The 16,263-nt window shown below is 70.9% G+C and carries 20 protein-coding genes and 3 tRNA genes; 12 read left to right on the plus strand and 11 right to left on the minus strand.

Features of this window, described 5'->3' with window-relative positions; all coding sequences use genetic code 11:
• Positions 1 to 8: 8 nt before the first annotated feature.
• The 5 genes from OH804_RS27045 to OH804_RS27065 all read left to right on the plus strand — a co-directional run bounded on the left by OH804_RS27045 (position 9) and on the right by OH804_RS27065 (position 1,659).
• On the plus strand, positions 9 to 785 hold the full coding sequence (locus tag OH804_RS27045; RefSeq protein WP_406060349.1) for a polysaccharide deacetylase family protein: 777 nt from the start codon (positions 9 to 11) through the stop codon (positions 783 to 785).
• Between the two features lie 154 nt (positions 786 to 939).
• Positions 940 to 1,012 (plus strand) — tRNA-Glu (locus OH804_RS27050).
• Between the two features lie 57 nt (positions 1,013 to 1,069).
• A tRNA-Asp gene (locus tag OH804_RS27055) sits at positions 1,070 to 1,143 on the plus strand.
• 99 nt (positions 1,144 to 1,242) lie between these two features.
• A tRNA-Phe gene (locus OH804_RS27060) sits at positions 1,243 to 1,316 on the plus strand.
• 139 nt (positions 1,317 to 1,455) lie between these two features.
• Positions 1,456 to 1,659, plus strand: a complete 204-nt coding sequence (locus OH804_RS27065) for a hypothetical protein (protein WP_196920542.1) — start codon at positions 1,456 to 1,458, stop codon at positions 1,657 to 1,659.
• Between the two features lie 159 nt (positions 1,660 to 1,818).
• Here the strand turns inward: OH804_RS27065 and OH804_RS27070 are convergent, their stop codons facing one another.
• The gene (locus OH804_RS27070; protein WP_196925109.1) at positions 1,819 to 2,946 is read right to left on the minus strand and encodes a hypothetical protein; all 1,128 of its coding nucleotides are present in this window, start codon (positions 2,944 to 2,946) and stop codon (positions 1,819 to 1,821) included.
• Between the two features lie 166 nt (positions 2,947 to 3,112).
• Between OH804_RS27070 and OH804_RS27075 the strand changes: the two genes are divergently transcribed.
• A complete protein-coding gene (locus tag OH804_RS27075) occupies positions 3,113 to 3,640 on the plus strand; it encodes an SRPBCC family protein (RefSeq protein ID WP_196920541.1) in 528 nt (175 codons plus the stop codon).
• Between the two features lie 12 nt (positions 3,641 to 3,652).
• Here OH804_RS27075 and OH804_RS27080 read toward each other — a convergent pair whose 3' ends face one another.
• Positions 3,653 to 4,357 carry a DUF2786 domain-containing protein gene (locus OH804_RS27080; protein ID WP_196920540.1) on the minus strand — a complete coding sequence of 235 codons (705 nt, stop codon included), beginning with the start codon at positions 4,355 to 4,357 and terminating at the stop codon, positions 3,653 to 3,655.
• A gap of 130 nt (positions 4,358 to 4,487) precedes the next feature.
• Here OH804_RS27080 and OH804_RS27085 point away from each other — a divergent pair, with 130 nt between their 5' ends.
• On the plus strand, positions 4,488 to 4,928 hold the full coding sequence (locus OH804_RS27085) for a hypothetical protein (protein WP_196920539.1): 441 nt from the start codon (positions 4,488 to 4,490) through the stop codon (positions 4,926 to 4,928).
• Positions 4,929 to 4,985: 57 nt separating this feature from the next.
• Here the strand turns inward: OH804_RS27085 and OH804_RS27090 are convergent, their stop codons facing one another.
• On the minus strand, positions 4,986 to 5,375 hold the full coding sequence (locus tag OH804_RS27090) for a hypothetical protein (protein WP_091396011.1): 390 nt from the start codon (positions 5,373 to 5,375) through the stop codon (positions 4,986 to 4,988).
• 155 nt (positions 5,376 to 5,530) lie between these two features.
• On the opposite strand from OH804_RS27090, the gene OH804_RS27095 reads away from it, so the two are divergent.
• Complete coding sequence (locus OH804_RS27095; RefSeq protein WP_196920538.1) at positions 5,531 to 6,874, plus strand: ABC transporter substrate-binding protein; 1,344 nt, start codon at positions 5,531 to 5,533, stop codon at positions 6,872 to 6,874.
• A gap of 66 nt (positions 6,875 to 6,940) precedes the next feature.
• Here OH804_RS27095 and OH804_RS27100 read toward each other — a convergent pair whose 3' ends face one another.
• Positions 6,941 to 7,684, minus strand: coding sequence for an enoyl-CoA hydratase/isomerase family protein (locus tag OH804_RS27100; protein WP_196920537.1), 744 nt, complete (start codon positions 7,682 to 7,684; stop codon positions 6,941 to 6,943).
• 52 nt (positions 7,685 to 7,736) lie between these two features.
• Positions 7,737 to 8,594 carry a 3-hydroxyacyl-CoA dehydrogenase family protein gene (locus OH804_RS27105; RefSeq protein ID WP_196920536.1) on the minus strand — a complete coding sequence of 286 codons (858 nt, stop codon included), beginning with the start codon at positions 8,592 to 8,594 and terminating at the stop codon, positions 7,737 to 7,739.
• 177 nt (positions 8,595 to 8,771) lie between these two features.
• On the opposite strand from OH804_RS27105, the gene OH804_RS27110 reads away from it, so the two are divergent.
• The gene (locus tag OH804_RS27110; RefSeq protein WP_091396025.1) at positions 8,772 to 9,059 is read left to right on the plus strand and encodes a hypothetical protein; all 288 of its coding nucleotides are present in this window, start codon (positions 8,772 to 8,774) and stop codon (positions 9,057 to 9,059) included.
• 49 nt (positions 9,060 to 9,108) lie between these two features.
• On the opposite strand, the gene OH804_RS27115 is transcribed toward OH804_RS27110, so the two are convergent.
• Positions 9,109 to 9,888 carry a bifunctional 2-polyprenyl-6-hydroxyphenol methylase/3-demethylubiquinol 3-O-methyltransferase UbiG gene (locus OH804_RS27115; protein WP_196920535.1) on the minus strand — a complete coding sequence of 260 codons (780 nt, stop codon included), beginning with the start codon at positions 9,886 to 9,888 and terminating at the stop codon, positions 9,109 to 9,111.
• 54 nt (positions 9,889 to 9,942) lie between these two features.
• On the opposite strand from OH804_RS27115, the gene OH804_RS27120 reads away from it, so the two are divergent.
• Positions 9,943 to 10,332 (plus strand): PPOX class F420-dependent oxidoreductase, encoded by a 390-nt coding sequence (locus tag OH804_RS27120; protein ID WP_196920534.1) that lies wholly within the window; start codon positions 9,943 to 9,945, stop codon positions 10,330 to 10,332.
• 84 nt (positions 10,333 to 10,416) lie between these two features.
• Here OH804_RS27120 and OH804_RS27125 read toward each other — a convergent pair whose 3' ends face one another.
• Both OH804_RS27125 and OH804_RS27130 read right to left on the minus strand, forming a co-directional pair.
• Positions 10,417 to 10,626: a BldC family transcriptional regulator gene (locus tag OH804_RS27125; RefSeq protein WP_007073996.1), complete on the minus strand. Its 210-nt coding sequence runs from the start codon at positions 10,624 to 10,626 to the stop codon at positions 10,417 to 10,419.
• Positions 10,627 to 10,876: 250 nt separating this feature from the next.
• On the minus strand, positions 10,877 to 11,716 hold the full coding sequence (locus OH804_RS27130) for a hypothetical protein (protein ID WP_196920533.1): 840 nt from the start codon (positions 11,714 to 11,716) through the stop codon (positions 10,877 to 10,879).
• Between the two features lie 193 nt (positions 11,717 to 11,909).
• Between OH804_RS27130 and OH804_RS27135 the strand changes: the two genes are divergently transcribed.
• Both OH804_RS27135 and OH804_RS27140 read left to right on the plus strand, forming a co-directional pair.
• Complete coding sequence (locus OH804_RS27135; protein WP_406060355.1) at positions 11,910 to 12,992, plus strand: Leu/Phe/Val dehydrogenase; 1,083 nt, start codon at positions 11,910 to 11,912, stop codon at positions 12,990 to 12,992.
• Between the two features lie 302 nt (positions 12,993 to 13,294).
• Positions 13,295 to 13,510 (plus strand): DUF3073 domain-containing protein, encoded by a 216-nt coding sequence (locus OH804_RS27140; protein WP_030332207.1) that lies wholly within the window; start codon positions 13,295 to 13,297, stop codon positions 13,508 to 13,510.
• Positions 13,511 to 13,646: 136 nt separating this feature from the next.
• On the opposite strand, the gene amcA is transcribed toward OH804_RS27140, so the two are convergent.
• The 3 genes from amcA to purM all read right to left on the minus strand — a co-directional run bounded on the left by amcA (position 13,647) and on the right by purM (position 16,227).
• Positions 13,647 to 13,874: a multiple cyclophane-containing RiPP AmcA gene (gene amcA / locus OH804_RS27145; protein WP_124821604.1), complete on the minus strand. Its 228-nt coding sequence runs from the start codon at positions 13,872 to 13,874 to the stop codon at positions 13,647 to 13,649.
• Positions 13,843 to 14,946, minus strand: a complete 1,104-nt coding sequence (gene amcB / locus OH804_RS27150) for a cyclophane-forming radical SAM peptide maturase AmcB (protein ID WP_406066686.1) — start codon at positions 14,944 to 14,946, stop codon at positions 13,843 to 13,845. The genes amcA and amcB overlap by 32 nt, the downstream gene beginning before the upstream one ends.
• A gap of 126 nt (positions 14,947 to 15,072) precedes the next feature.
• A complete protein-coding gene (gene purM / locus OH804_RS27155) occupies positions 15,073 to 16,227 on the minus strand; it encodes a phosphoribosylformylglycinamidine cyclo-ligase (protein WP_196920530.1) in 1,155 nt (384 codons plus the stop codon).
• Positions 16,228 to 16,263: the final 36 nt, after the last annotated feature.

Genomic DNA, 16,263 nt, shown 5'->3' on the forward strand with positions numbered 1-16,263 from the left:
GCGAGCAGATGCAAGCCCGCGCCGTCCTGGCGTCCGTCCTCGCCGTGGCGCTGGTCCTGTCCGGCTGTGCCCAACCGGACCACACCATCGCCGCCGCGCCACGGCCGGTGGAATCGACCACACCGCCCACCCCGAAGCCGCACCCCAGCGCCACCAAGCCGGCCAAGCCGCCACTGCGGCCGCTGCCGGCCAAGCTCCCCGCCGGCCTGGGTCGCAACACCGGCGTACGCCCGGTGGCCCTGACGTTCGACGACGGGCCCAACCCGGCCTGGACGCCCAAGGTGCTCGACCAGCTGAAGGCCGCCAAGGTGACAGCTACCTTCTGCGTCGTCGGTCGCGAGGTGCAGCGCCACCCGGAGCTGGTCCGACGGATCGTCCGGGAGGGACACCAGCTCTGCAACCACAGCTGGCGACACGACCTCGATCTTGCCCGGCGACCCGTCGGCGAGATCCGGGCCGACCTGGACCGCACCAACAAGGCCATCCAGAAGGCCGCCCCCGGCGCGAAGGTGTCGTTCTACCGGCAGCCGGGCGGCCGGTGGACGTCGGAGGTGCTCGGGGTGGCCAAGGACCTCGGCATGCGTCCGCTGCACTGGTCGGTCGACCCGCAGGACTGGGACAAGCCGACCGCGGCCACCATCGGCAAGCGGGTCCACACCGCCACCCGCCCCGGTGGCATCGTTCTCCTGCACGACGGGGGCGGAAATCGGGCCGCGACGCTCGCCGCGTGCCCCAAGTTGATCGCCGACCTGAAGAAGCGCTTCGGCATCACCCGGCTCCGCTAGAACCGCTCTGACCTGCGGTTATGGCCCGCCCCACCCCCTTGCGGATACCGATTTTGTCGACCGACGGGGCATCACGTATGCTTTCCAAGCCTCCGGCGGGGCCGGATGGGAGCAAGTCCGCTTGAAGTTGCGAATGTGCAATGATGGCGGGGCCGCCCTCATCGTCTAGCGGCCCAGGACGCCGCCCTTTCAAGGCGGTAGCACGGGTTCGAATCCCGTTGGGGGCACGACCGGCGTAAGCCGGAGCAAGGCAAGACCGGCGCAAGCCGGAGCAACACAAGCTAGGTCCTGTGGAGCAGTTGGAGTGCTCGCCGCCCTGTCAAGGCGGAGGTCGCGGGTTCAAGTCCCGTCAGGACCGCAGCGCTGACGCCGCGCCCCGCGCGGCGTTCTGCGTATCGGAGCAGGTCGCCTTGCCGCCGGTTCGTCCGGTTGCCGGGTAACATGAGCCGAGCGACACGGCCAGGTAGCTCAGTTGGTACGAGCGTCCGACTGAAAATCGGAAGGTCGGCGGTTCGACCCCGCCCCTGGCCACATAGCCTTTCGCCGGGCTACAGAGGTCCCCGCCAGCGGAAACGCAGGTGGGGATCTTGCTTTTCCGGTACTTGGCCGACCCCCTGGTCGACAGCTCATCGTCGACCCGCGTTCATCGTCCGCACCTACGCTCCCGCCCGTGGACAAAAGGCCTGGCGGGACCGTCGAAACCATCGGAACCCTCGGCGCCGTTGTCGGCGGCGCCCTCTTCGTCATGGGCCTGAGCGGCGTCAATTCCAGCGGCGAGTTTCTCGTGTCCGGCGCCCTGCTGGTGATCGCGGGCCTGCTGCTCCGCATCGAGGCAGCGGTGCTGGGCTCCCGCTGGCGCGGACCAGGCTTCTGACCTGACCGCGTGATCGACTCGACTTCCCTGATGTCGGGGCATCCCAGCGCTCGCGACACCGCGATTTCAAGGAAACCGAGTCGATCACGCCCTGGTACGAGCGCGGAGGGCTTCTGCGTGGCGGCTGTGCGGCAGACGGTGACGCACGATGGCCGGGTGTCAGTGGTCGCGCCGACCCTGCGGGCGGTGCTGCGCCACGCTGCCCTGGATCGCCTCCCACACGCTGCGTCCAGCCTGTCGCAGCGTCTCCCCCGCCTGCTCGGCGAGTTGCGCCGCGCTCTGGGCTGCGCTTTGCGCCGCGGCCGGCAGACCACCGTCGCCATGCCCGGACGGGCTCGGGCTGGGCCCAGCCGACCGACCGGGCTGGTTCGCGGCCGACCCTCCCGCCCCCTCCGCCGGTCCCTCGGGGCGCTGCTGGTCCCGGCCTGCCGCTCCCGGGCGCTTCCCGTCGCCCGAGCCTTCGAGCCGCTTCTCCTCGTCGTGACGCGGTCCCTCGTGCCGTTGGCCTTCCGGGCGGTTGCCGCCTGGAGCGCCGACCTCCGGCTCACGGCCCTCCTGCTGCCGCCCTTGAGGATGCTGGCCCTGCGCGTGCTGGCCCTGCGGTTGCGCCTGGTCCGCTGACCCCGGGCCGCCAGCTCGCGGCCCGGGTCCTCCAGCACCTCGTTCCGAGCCGACAGAGCCTGCCCCCGACCGACCCCCACCCGGCCGACCCCCACCCGGCCGGCCAGCGCCCGGCCGATCTGGGCCCGGCAGACCTGGATCCGGCCGAGCGGAAGCCAGTCGGTCGCGGTCGGCCACCGGGCTGGCCGCGCCGACCTGCCGTTCCGGCTCGTCGCGTACGCCGCCCAAGCGCCGACTCGACGTCGTGACGTCGGCCGCGTCCGTGGCCAGCTGCTGGGCGCTGCGGTTCACGTCGTCGAGGGCGGTGCCGGCCGTGCGCGCGAGCGCCTCGATGATGTGCGGGTTGTGGTCGAGCGTGTCGAGCGCGCGGCCCAGGATCCTGGTCAGCTGCTCCAGCCGCACCCGCAGCTGCGCCTCGGCGTTCACCCCGTCGATGTTCAACTCGCCGCCGTTGAGGTGCACGCGTACGCCGGCGTCGACCTGGAGCAGGTTGGCCACCCGGGCCCGCAGCGACAGGTCGGCCTCCAGACCGTCGACCGCCAGCCGGATGGAGTCGACGGAGACCTTCGGAATGTCGAGCAGGACGTCCGGGTTCCCGCTGTCGACGTTCCGGTCCGGCTCCCGCTGCTGCCGGTCCGGCTCCCGCTGCTGCCCGCTCTCGCTCATGCTCTCCCGCCCCGCCTGCACACCGGCCCGGTCGTCCGAGCCGTTCGGCGCGGTTACCCGCTTTCCGGCGGGGCATCCCGTCCGTGACGACCCGGCGACCCTCTGTCTGGAACTGGGCACCGTGTGAAGCTGCACACCGAGGCATCAGCCGGTATGGTCCGGGCCTATGGGACAGGAATTGACTGATCCAGCCGACATCCGGCAGGACGTCGGCCAGTTCTCTCTCCGGTGCACGCTCCGCGTCCCGGGCTCCGTCGAGCACGCGTTCGCGGTCTTCACCGACGAGCTGACCGACTGGTGGGTCACCGAATACACCTGGTCCGGTCCGGACGCGCTGGCCGAGTTGGGCATGGAGCCGCGGGCCGGCGGCATGCTCTACGAGGTGGGCCCGTACGGTTTCCGCGCCGACTGGGGACGGGTGCTCACCTGGGATCCGCCTCGCCGGCTGGTCTTCGTCTGGCAGATCGGCCCCGACCGGGCGCCGGTGCCGGACCCGGCCCGCGCGAGCGAGGTCGAGGTGCTGTTCCATTCCGAGGGGCCGGAACACACCCGGGTCGAGCTGGAGCACCGGCACTTCGACCGGCACGGCGAGGCTGCCGAGGGTTACCGCAAGGCGCTCACCGCCGGCTGGCACGAGCTGCTCACCCGTTACGTCGCCACTGTGTCGCGCCACCGCCCCACCACGACGGCCTGACGACCCAGCGGGTCAGCGGGTCAGCCGCCGATCGGCAGCGGGCCCACCGAGGTCCCGACCGCCGAGGTTCGCGCGTTGGCCGGCCTCCGCCCCGGAGCCGAAGCCGGTGCCGCCCAACCGGCGCGGCGGTGCGGTACGCAGCCGTGGGTACTCCTCGGTGAGCCGGCGCTGCACCCGGTCGGACCGGTCAGCCAGCACCAGCGCCATCGACGGCGCGCCCGACTCGCTGGCCGCCGCCGTCTCGGCCGCCCAGAGTCGGCCGCCGACCACCTCCGCGAAGCCGGCCAGCCAGGAGCGGCGGAAGGCGGCGGGATGGTCGTCCGCTGGCACCTCGGTGGCTGCCAGACCGTGCGCCGCCTGCACGAGCAGTGAGGTGAAGAGCAGGTCGACCCGTTCCAGGTCGCTGGTGAAGCCGAAGAGGTGCAGGGCGAAGCCGTTGCCCTGCCGACGGCGTACGCAGCGGCAGCGCAGGGGCTCGGCGACCGCGGCGAGCAGGCCGACCTTGTCGCGGGCGTACGGGGCGACGACGTCCAGCACTCGATCGCCGACCGGGTCGGTGGTCGGGTCCCGGGCAGCGAGCAGCGCCCGGTCGACGCCGTAGCGGGCGATCAGCTCGGTCGCCTTGGCGGTGAACGCGGCCGACTCGGCCGGCGTGCAGGCCGGGTCCTCGGCCTGGGCCAGCAGCTTGCGCACCTTGCTGAGCATGGCCTCGGACATGCCTACAGAGCTACCACACGGGCCGGACATCATCGGGGCCACGCCGCAATCGATCGATACGTATCATCGTCACGGCCAGATGATCAGTCCGACACGGACGGTCAGACAACTGCTTGGGAGGAACGAACGGATGCCATCCCCGACCGCTCGCCTGCTCGCCGTCGCCACGGCCACCGCACTGCTCTCCGCCGGTACGCCCGCGCAGGCGGAGCCACTCACCCCGACCGCACCGGTCAGCTCCGGGCCGAACGCGTTCGCGCCGCTCGCCACCTGTTACGGCGGTGCGGTCCGGTCGTACTTCGAGACCGGCCGCTACGGCGGCTCGGCCGGCCAGTACCGCACCACGACGCGTTGTCGCGACATCAACGTCCGTAACGCGAGCGTGTACGCCACCGAAGCGTGCGTGATCTTCGTGGACAAGACGAGCGCCTGCAACTACTGGACCTACCTGCCGGCCAACTCGGGCTGGATCACGGTGGCGACCAACGTCCGGGACGGCGTCAACTTCCGGGTCCGCTTCGAGAACCTGCGGTACGAGTACGAACCGCTGATCGCGTACCACGCCTTCTGACCGGCCCGCGCGGTCGCGGCGTCCGCCCCCCGACGGACGCCGCGACCCGTCGGCGCGTCACCCGGCGCGGCTGCGCAGGGTGGCGATCGTCGAACCGGCGAGGGTGAGCAGGCAGTCGGGGAGCAGCCCGTCCGCCGCCGCCGCGCCGAACAGCGCCTCGCCGGTCGGTTCGTCGCGATTCGCGTACGCGCTGACGAAGCGGGCCACCCAGCGGGTGTCGTACCCGGCCTGATCGATCCCCGGAAAGTCGAGCGCCGCTCCGCTGGCCGCCGGCGCGTCGCCGAGCATTGTCGCGGCGAGGCACCAGGCAACCCCGTACGCGCCGTCCAGGCCGGCCCGGTCGACGACCGCGTCGAAGGCTCCCACCACCGCGTCTCCATCGCCGGTGAGCGCCGAACGGAGCACGGCGGCCGCGTCATCGAACGTCTGCTGTGGTAGGTCGGTCACGCAGCGCACAGTAGGACGGGTGGTCAAGCCTCCCGGCAACCGTCACTCTCCGTATTCAACGCGAGCTACCTGCGCATTACGCCACCTCCACGGTCCCGCCGCCGGCCTTGGCACGCTAATGTGCGCAGCGGACCTTCGCCGGAGGAAGGACGACCATGTTCGTATCACGCCGCTCGCGGGTAGCCACACTGGCTGCCTGCGCGACGATCCTGCTCGCCACAAGCGCTTGCGGGGATGACAAGCCCGAGGAGGCGAGCGCCCAACAGGTGCGCCTCTACGGCACGGATGGCAACATGCTCAACTCCTATCCTGCGGAGTTGAAGGAACGGGCCAGTCTCGTCGACGGGATGAAGGGCACCACGCCGCTCACCCCGTTACCGGACGACTTCAAGAGCCGGCTACGGGCCGTCAATCCGGCGCTGACGGACTACCTGTACTCCGCGGAGACGTACGACGCGGTGGTGATCGCCGTGCTCGCCGCTCAGCTGGCCGGAAGCACCGACCCGGCTGCCATCGCGAAGCAGATCGTCGCCGTGACCAACGACGGGCAACGCTGCGAAGACACAGCCAGCTGTCTCGCGCTGGCCCGCAACGGGCAGGACATCGAGTACCGCAGCGTGTCGCTGACCCGGGCGGGCTTCACCGACAAGGGTGAGCCGGCCACCGCGAGCTACGCCACGCTGACCTTCGACGGGCAGCAGATCAACGACGGCAAGACCGAGTTCGTCGGAGCCGGCATCGAGTCGGCGGCGAGCACCAAGACGCCGCCGAAGCCGAAGAAGCAGCGCTCGGGTGGGGACTCCGACCAGGAACCGCTGATCCTCGGTGGCCTGCTGCCGAAGACCGGTGACCTCGCGATCGCCTACCCGCCGATGGCAGCCGGCGCCGCGCTGGCCATCAAGGAGATCAACGCCGCCGGTGGCGCACTGGGCAAGCCGGTCACCTGGCTCGACGGCGACGACGGCACCAGCCCGGCGGTGGCCAAGGCGACGGTGGCCAAGCACGTGACGGACGGCGTCAGCGTCATCATCGGCGCGGGTGGTTCGGGTATCTCGCGGGCGGTGCTGCCGGACGTGGTGCAGGCCGGGAAGATCCTCTTCTCCCCGTCCAACACCGACAGCGGGCTGACCGACGTGGAGGACAACGGCCTCTACTTCCGCACCGCCCCGCCGGACAGCCTCCAGGGCCGGGCGCTGGCCGACGTGATCCTCCGCGACGGGTCACAGAAGATCGTCATCGTCGCCCGCAAGGACTCCTACGGTGAGGGCCTGCAGGGCACCGTCCGTGACGAGTTGGAGAAGGCCGGCATCGCCAACGACCGGCTCAAGCTGATGACCTACGAGCCGCCGGCCGACGCGAAGGCAGCGCCTGTCGACTTCAGCAGCGGCGCGAAGGAGATCAAGGAGTTCGGCGCGGACGCCGTACTGATCATTGGTTTCGGTGAGTCCGCCCAGGTGATCCGCGGTCTGGCCGACGCCGGGGTGCAGATCCGGCAGTAGGCAGGACCCGAGACCCACGACGGCCGCACCGGCTTCCCGCCGGTGCGGCCGTTTTCGGTACGTGGATCAGCGCGCCCGGCGACGCTCCAGGAACTCGGTCATCCGGCGGTGCTTCTCGTCGTCCTCGAAGAGCACCGCCTGGCTGACCAGGTCCAGATGCGGGTGCGCGGCGGCCGGCGCGTCCACCGCCAGCTTGGTCAGCCGCATCGCCAACGGTGAGCCCAGAGCGATCTCGTCCAGCAACGCGTGCGCCACCGTCAGCAGCTCACCGGGCTCGTCCACCACCCGGTTCACCAGGCCGATCCGCAGCGCCTCGGTGGCGTCCACCCGCCGGCCGGTGAAGAGCAGTTCCTTGGCCCGGCCCTCGCCGATCAACGCGGGCAGTCGGTGGGTCGCGCCGGCGCCGGCCAGGATGCCCAACCGCACCTCCGGCTGGCCGAAGACCGCCCGCGCCGTGCACACCCGCAGATCGCAGGCGTACGCCAGCTCCGCGCCACCGCCCAACGCCGGGCCGTCGACGGCCGCCACGGTCGGCATCGGCAGCGCCCGGATGCGGGCGAAGGCGGCCGAGTTGATCGCGGCGAGAGCGTCCGTGCGACCCCGTTCGCGCAGCTGGCCGATGTCGGCACCACCGGCGAAGATGCCCGCCGTGCCGCCGGTGAGCAGCAGCAGGCGCGGGCGCGCCTCCAACTCAGCGCAGACCTGGTGCAGCTCGGCGATCAGGTCGGCGTCGATGGCGTTGCGCTTCTCCGGCCGGTCCAGGGTGACCACCAGCCGGTCCGGCCGCTCCTCGATCCGCAAGCCACTCACTGTGCCGACCTTTCGTTCGCGACTGCGGGGCTCGCAAACTCAATCCTCGCGCTCACTGCTTGCCCCCGGCTTCCCAGCGGTAGAAGCCCTGCCCGGACTTCTTACCCAGCCGCCCGGCGGCCACCATCTCCACCAGCAGCGGCGGCGGCGCGAAGCGGTCCCCGTACGCGGCCTGGAGGGTGCGGGCGATGTCCAGCCGCACGTCGAGGCCGACCAGGTCGGTGAGCTCCAACGGCCCGATCGGATGCCGGTAGCCGAGCACCATGGCCTTGTCGATGTCCGCCGGGCTGGCCACCTCGTCGGCGACCATCCGGATCGCCTCCAGCCCGAGGGTGACCCCGAGCCGGGACGTGGCGAAGCCGGGCATGTCGCGTACGACGACGGGGTCCTTGCCCAGCCGGCCGGCGAGCGCGACGGCCGCGGCGGTGGTCTCCTCGGCGGTGGCAGGGCCGACCACGATCTCCAGCAGCGTCATCGCCCAGACCGGGTTGAAGAAGTGCAGGCCGAGGAAGTGCTCGGGCGCGTCCAGTTCGGCGGCCAGATCACCGATGGCGATGCTGGAGGTGTTGCTGCCCAGCAGCTCCGGGCGCAGCGCGGCGGCGTCCCGCAGCACCGCCCGCTTCAGGTCCAGGCGCTCCGGCACCGCCTCCACGATCACCTGGGGGGCGGGAGCGACAGCGGCGAGAGTCGGACGCAGCGTCACCCGCTGCCGGTTGGTGGCGGCCTCGTCAGCGCTCAGCTTCCCGCGCTGCACCGCCCGCTCCCACAGCTCGGCGAGCCGGTTCTGCGCGGCCGCACCCCGCTCGGGGTCCACCTCGACCAGCTCGACGGCGTGCCCGGCGCCGGCCGCCACGTACGCGATGCCGAGCCCCATCGTGCCGGCACCCACGACCACGAAACGATCGCTCATCACGCCTCCCTGTCCCGCCCGCCGACGCGCGGGGTCCCCGCCACGCCGGCCCGGGTCTCCCGACCGCTCCGCTCGCTCATGGTGCGACCCTAGACAGCGCGACGACCCGGCCCATGCGTGGGGGAGCGCCGGATCGGGTAATGACGGCCCGTCAACCGAGGGAAGGACCGCATCGACATGAGCCAGGCACCGGAGAGCGTCACCGACGGGGAGATCGTGGAGACCCGAGGCGACGAGCGGGTCGAACTGCTGCGCGCCGACACCAACAACGACGGCAAGACCGACGTGTGGGTGGTGGACACCGACGGCGACGGCAAGGCGGACCTGTTCCAGTTCGACACCGACGGTGACGGCAAGGTGGACATCACCATGGTCGACATCGACGAGGACGGCCAGCCGGACGAGGTGGTCGACGGCGACGGCGGCCTCCCGCCCGAGCAGCTCCCCCCGACCGTCCAGGTCTGAGACGTACGACGGCCCCCGCTCTCCGCCCGGCGGAGAGCGGGGGCCTCGCTCAGTCGACGAGGCGCAGGGTGGCCAGGTAGTAGGGGGCGTCGCTGTCGTCCACATCGGTGAGCCGCCAACCGGTGCCGTGCACCAGAGCGGCGAACTCGTCCGCCGAGCAGACCAGGTAGTCGAACCACTCGGTGCTCAACTCGCGGTAGCGCAGCCGCAGCCGCAGCTGGCCACCGAGCCGGCCGCGTCGGCGGTTGCGCTCGTGGTAGCCGGTGTGCAGCGGGTCGCGGGTGCCGTACGGGTCGGTGCCCTGCGCGATGATCTGCGCACCGGGTCGGGCCAGCGCGGCGAGCGCGGCCAGGAACTCGGGAGCGCGCTCCCGCCCCTCGAACAGCCCGAGGTTGTTGCCGAGCAGCAGGAACGTGTCGTACTGCGGACCGTCGGCGACGTGCGTGTCGACGGTGCCGTGCACCAGCCGCCGGACCCCGCGACGCCGGCTCACCTCCAGCGCACCGGCGGAGGTGTCCAGCCCGGTGACCGGTACGCCACGCTCCTGGAGCAGCAGCGCGATCCGGCCGGCCCCGGTGCCGATGTCCAGCGTCTCGCCGTACGCACGGTCCACCGCGCGGTGGTCGTACGGCTGCCACTCCGCCGGCCCGTCCAGGTAGTGCGCTGCCGGCGCGCCGTTGATCAGGCCGTCGTCCCGTTCGATGATCTCGATGACCGGTCGGGGCAGTCGACCGCCGACCAGGGGCCGGGGACCCACCCCGGTGGCCACGGCGAGGGTGTCCCGCAGCAGTTCGCCGATCACGTCACCGATTAGAGGCTCAACCGTCACGACGTTCACGCTATCCGGCCATTCAGTGGCCCGCGCCGGTCGTATCCTGGCGGCGTGACCACGCTGGACCGGCTGTCGGCCGAGAAGTACATCCTGCTCACGACCTTCCGCAAGGACGGTCGGGCGGTTCCGACCCCGGTCTGGGCGGTACGCGACGGCGAGGCGTTGGCGGTCTGGACCCGGGCCGACTCGGGCAAGGTGAAGCGGATCCGCCACAACGGTGAGGTGACAGTGGCGCCCTGCGACGTGCGGGGTCGGCCACACGGGGTGGAGGTGCCGGCTCACGCGACGATCTACGGGGGCGGTGACACCGGCCGGGTCCGCGACCTGCTGAAGCACAAGTACCGCCTGATCGGGCGGCTGAGCCTGCTGGGCAGCCGGTTGCGTCGCGGCGAGGGCGGCACTGTCGGCATCCGGGTGACGTTGGCCGAGCCGCAGCGCTGACTCCGGTCGGCGTCGTGCTCGGCGGGGCATGGAAAGGGGCGGTGGATCGAGATCCACCGCCCCTGACGAAAAACTGTCGCCGGCTCAGTCGCCCTGCCGCTGCTGCGGGATCTGGCCCTGCAGCAGCGCCCTGACCTCCGACTCACGGTACCGACGGTGGCCACCCAGGGTGCGGATGGCACTGAGCTTGCCAGCCTTGGCCCACCGGGTCACCGTCTTCGGGTCGACCCGGAACATCGACGCCACCTCGGCCGGCGTGAGTAGCGGCTCTGGTTCGTGCGTTCGCGATGCCATCGGTCACTCCTCCACATGTATAGACATCGGCCGGGGTCCCGCCGGCCGACGCGTCTCCCATGGTCCGGCTAGTCCCCGATGTCCGACATGGGCCGAACGGATGAAGGTCCCTAGACGGACGGATGAACCATGCCCGATTTTTACGACTTTTACACGGCAGAAACTACCTTATTCGGACTCATGATCACGGTTCGTGATGCGTCAACTACGAGCACAACTCACCTTGGGAGCGCTCCTAGGGTGATATGCCCTAGTTGCACCGCTCCAAAAGCTGCACCGCGCGCCACCGGGCCACCAACTTGTCGTACGCGGCCGACGCCTCCTCGGCCTCGCCGCGCGACAGCCCCGCGAGGCCACCGGCAACCAACTCGGGTGAGTCGTCCGCGGCGAGGGTCTCGTCGGAGAGCAGGTCGACCAGACCGCCGTAGTCCAGCTCGACCACTGACCGCGGATGGAACTCCTCCAGCCAGCGGGCCGCCTCCTCCACCGCCTCGGTGATCGGCGCCTCGCCCACCGACTTGCGCAGCACCGACAGCGCCCGCGACGAGCGGCGTCGAGCCTTGGAGATCTCGGTGCGATAGCGCAGCGCGCGCCGGCCCGGCTCGGTGACCAGGTCCCGCTCCGCCGGGTCGAAGAGCACGAACCACCGCAGCGGTACGCCCCAGGTGGCGATCTGCTCGTGCACCCGGGGCACCCCGTGCTCCAGCACCCGGGCGCCACTGCGCCAGTCGTCCACCACCGCCCTGGCCTGCCCGGCGAGCACCGGCGGCACGAAGGCGTCGGCGAGCACCGACGGCACCCCGTCCCGGGCGCTGAGCGCCGCCTCGGCGACCCGGATGCGCAGGTTCCAGGGGCAGACCAGCAGGCTGTCGTCCGTCTCCAGGACGTACGCCTCCTCCGGCAGGTCCGGCAGCCGGGTCCAGCCGGCTCCCAGTGCCTCGATCACCGCCGTCCGCTGCCGACCGGGCCCCTCGACCGGGGCGACCGCGCGCCCCTCCGAGACGTAGCGGCGCCAGTAGCTCTGCCGGTCTCGGTCGAAGGCGGCCAACGGTTCGTACACGCGCAGGTAAGAAGCGAAGAGCGACGGCACCGCGCGATCCTCCCACGAACCACGCCCGGACGGGCTCAGCGGCCGGAGCACGCGCGCCGCAACGTGGGACGGCGGTGGCGCGTCGAGCGCCCGGCCGGCGGCCGATACTAGGCTCGATCACACCGGCAGCATCCCCGCCGGGGTCCACCAGGTCCGTGTCCCACAAGGACGCACACCACAGTAGGAGCCAACAATGGGCGTATTCGCGAGCACCGACGACCCGGTATCGACCGGTCACGAACAGGTCGTGTTCTGCCAGGACAAGCAGAGCGGCCTGAAGGCGATCATCGGGATCTACTCCACAGCGCTGGGCCCGGCGCTCGGCGGCACCCGCTTCTACCCGTACGCGAGCGAGGACGACGCCCTCGCCGACGTGCTGGACCTGTCCCGCGGGATGGCATACAAGAACGCGCTCGCCGGGCTGGACCTGGGCGGCGGCAAGGCCGTCATCTGGGGCGACCCGGATCAGATCAAGAGCGAGGCGCTGCTGCGCGCGTACGGCCGCTTCGTGGAGTCGCTGGGTGGCCGCTACTACACCGCCTGCGACGTCGGCACCTACGTGGCGGACATGGACGTCGTGGCCCGGGAGACCCGCTACGTGACCGGGCGCAGCGTGGAGCACGGCGGTGCCGGCGACTCGTCGATCCTCACCGCCTGGGGTGTCTTCCAGGGGATGCGGGCCGCGGCCGAGCACGTGTGGGGCACCCCGAGCCTGCGGGGCCGCCGGGTCGGCGTGGCCGGCCTGGGCAAGGTCGGCAAGTACCTCACGGGGCACCTGCTGGAGGACGGCGCCGAGGTGGTCGCCACCGACGTCAACCCGAAGGCGCTGGCCTGGGTGCGCACCAACCACCCGCAGGTCACCCTCGTCGACGACTCCAGCGCGCTGGTCGCCGCCGACCTCGACGTGTACGCGCCGTGCGCGCTGGGCGGCGCCCTGAACGACGACACGGTGCCGGCGTTGCGCGCCAAGGTGGTGACCGGTGCGGCGAACAACCAGCTCGCCCACCCGGGCATCGAGAAGCTGCTGGCCGACCGGGGCATCCTCTACACCCCGGACTACGTGGTCAACGCGGGCGGCGTCATCCAGGTGGCCGACGAGATCGAGGGCTTCAACTTCGACCGGGCCAAGCTGCGGGCGACCCGGATCTACGACACCACCCGCGAGATCCTGCACCTGGCCGACGCTGAGGGCGTGCCGCCGGCCGTGGCCGCCGACCGGCTGGCGGAGCGGCGGATGGCCGACGTCGGCCGGCTGCGGGCGATCCACCTGCGCTGAGCGTTCCCCGGGGGCGGATCGACGAGATCCGCCTCCGGGCCCCCGGCCTTGGGTGTTGCTGGGTAAGCTGAGCCCGGGTCAAATTTGATGCGGTTTGTCCGGTGTCACGGGTGCTAACCGTTCCGCTCCTTACCCGGTACACTGGGTGACGGCCGGATCGACGCGACGCGCAGAGCCGGCTGACGGTAACCCGAGGTGCCGAACGGTGGCATCCCCATGTACCGTAAGAGCCACGAGAGATGCCTGACGTCATCGGGGCCCGCCTTCGGGCTGCCCCGCATTCTGTGCGAGGGGGTCGAGCCATGGGGCGCGGCCGTGCTAAGGCCAAGCAGACTAAGGTGGCGCGGGAGTTGAAGTACCACTCCCCGAACACCGACCTCACCGCCTTGCAGCGCGAGTTGGCGGGTGCTGGTAAGTCTGAGCACCACTTCGACGACGACTCGAAAGAGTTCGTCGACGACGATGATGAGGATCACGCGGACGACGATCCGGATCCCTGGGTCCGTCCGACCCGCTGACCTCTCGACGCAGCTGAGCACGCGGTAACCCCCGCGTGCTCACGCACGTCCTCTGCAGGTGCAGCCGCCGACGATCAGGGGCCTGGCCCGACCGGAGCCATCCGGCCGCTCGACAGGCCCCTGACAACGGCTCCCCTCAGCGCGGGCGATTGTTCCAGTTGTAGAACGTCGGGATGTTCTCGAAGTGGTTCCAGGCACAGACCGCGCTGGAGCCGTCTCCGCCCGACACCTCCGAGCGCAGCCGCCGTGCGTCCTCGGCCTCCTGGAGCAGCGCGACGAGCGCGGGAGCCGCGTCTCGCACCCGTTCGGTGACTCCGTCGTCCGCTTCGCGCTCAGGCCGCCGGTGACTCGTGGTCTCGGGCATGCTCCAACACTCCCTCCAATAGGCGGATCTTGCTGTTGCGGCAGTGCTCGGTTTCCGTACCGTCAAAACGCCCCAGCTCGAAGTAACGGTTGGCGGCATGGCCACCACCGCAGAAGCCGAAGTACGGGCAGGACGCCCGACACGCCTCCACCCCGGCCAGGAACTCCTCCACCCAGGGCGTCGCCGCCGCGTTGCCGAGGATCTGCGCCAGCGGGGTGGTCAACACGTTGCCGCTGCTGAAGTCGCCGTACCGGGGGTCGGTGAAACCGGCCAACTCCGGGGAGAGCACGATCACCGAGCCGTCGTGACCGATCGTCGGGATCGGGTCCAGTTGACGGGGCAGCACCCCGTCCGCCGAGTTGTCGAGCACCGCCGCGGCGTAGCGCAACGACCACTCGATCTCCCGGAGGTGGATCCGGGGCTCCCGGCGCCACGCCCCGACCAACTCCGCCCAGAACGCGGACACCGCCGACGGGTCGTGGCGGTTGTCGCGGGTGTTGACCCCCTCGGTCTCCTCGATGTTGATGCCCAACACGTCGCAGCCCAGTTCGAGGAAGTAGTCGTACAGCTCGGTGGCGAGCCCCGGCTCCGGCCGGGACACCACTGCCAACGCGGAGAACGGCAGATCGCGCCGGCGCAGCGCCGAGATGCCGTGCAGGATCCGGTCGTACGCCGGCTGACCGCCCCGGTTGACCCGGTCACCGTTGCGCGCCCGGGGCCCGTCGACGCTCACGCTCACCCGCATCTCGTGCCGGACGAAGAAATCGCACCAGTCGTCGTCGATGAGGGTGGCGTTGGTCTGCACGTGGTGCTCGACGTCGGGCCCGAACGGGGCGATCAGATCGGCCAGGTGCTCTCGACCGGCGGCCAGCGGCTCGCCGCCATGCCACACCACCGAGAAGCGACCGTTCGCCGCCCAGGGGTTGACCGCTGCCGCCACCGCTTCGGCCACCGCCACCGGCATCCGCCGGTCGGCGGCCCGAAACGGCAGGTAGCAGTACGCGCAGTCGAGGTTGCAGAGGGTGGTGGGCTGCATGACGACGTACGACGGGACGGCGGCCAGACCCCGCATCCCGCTGAACGAACGTCCCTGAGCAGCCATCGCCCTCCTCCGCCTAGCCTGAGCCCTTCAGGCTAGGCGGCATTGGCCACTCGGGTGAAGCCCTGATCAGGTGCCCGTACGATCACCGGAGCGTGATCATCCTCGGGTGTGCTGACCGACCATCTGCACGTTGCCGGTGCCCTCGATGATCTCGCCGGCCTGCCACGCCTCGACTCCACGGCCGGTCAGGGTGGCCAGCGCCCGGTCGGCGTCCTCCGCCGACACGATCGCGAACATGCCGACGCCCATGTTGAAGGTCGACTCCATGTCGTGGTCGTCGATCCGACCCTTCGTCTGGATCAGGTCGAAGATCGGCTGCGGCTTCCAGGTGGACCGGTTGACCACCGCGTCGACGTGCTCCGGCAGCACCCGGACCAGGTTGCCGGGGATGCCGCCACCGGTGATGTGGGACAGCGCCCGCACCTCGGCCTCGGCGATCAGCTTGAGGCAGTCCTTGGCGTAGATCTTGGTCGGGGTGAGCAGCTCCTCACCGAGGGTCCGCTGCCGACCGAAGTCGTCGATCACGATGTCCAGACGCATCCGCGCCGCGCCGAGCAGCACGTGCCGGACCAGCGAGTATCCGTTGGAGTGCAGACCGGAGGAACGCATGGCGATCACCACGTCGCCCACCTCGACCCGCTCCGGGCTGAGGATGTCGGCCTCCTCGACGACGCCCACGCCGGTCGCGGAGATGTCGTACTCGTCCGGGCGCAGGACGCCGGGGTGCTCGGCGGTCTCCCCGCCCAGCAGCGCGCAGCCGGCGTAGCGGCAGCCGTCGGCGATACCCGCGCCGATCTCGGCGACCTTGTCCGGAACGACCTCGCCGGTGGCGATGTAGTCGAGCAGGAACAGCGGCTCGGCGCCGCAGGCCACCAGGTCGTCAACGACCATGGCGACCAGGTCGATGCCGACCGTGTCGTGGATGTCCATCTGCTGAGCGATCACCAGCTTGGTGCCCACCCCGTCGGTGGAGGACGCCAGGATCGGGCTCTTGTACTTCTTCGTGTCGAGCCGGAACAGCCCGGCGAAGCCACCGAGGTCACCGAGCACCTCGGGGCGGCGGGTCTGCCGCACCTTGGACTTCAGCAGCTCCACCGCGCGGTCGCCCGCGTCGATGGAGACGCCGGCGTCGGCGTACGAGACCGAGCGTTTGCGCGCCTGGCGGCCAGCACCGCCCGTCCACGGCTGGCGGTCGCCGCCGGCGCCGGTCGGGCTGCTTCCTGCGCCGCTGCGCTCGGACACGTGCGTCACGGTTCTCCCCTTTGGTTCTCGGTGCCGCCGGCGGTA

This window comes from Micromonospora sp. NBC_00860 (genome assembly GCF_045207375.1).
Lineage (GTDB): Bacteria > Actinomycetota > Actinomycetes > Mycobacteriales > Micromonosporaceae > Micromonospora > Micromonospora vinacea.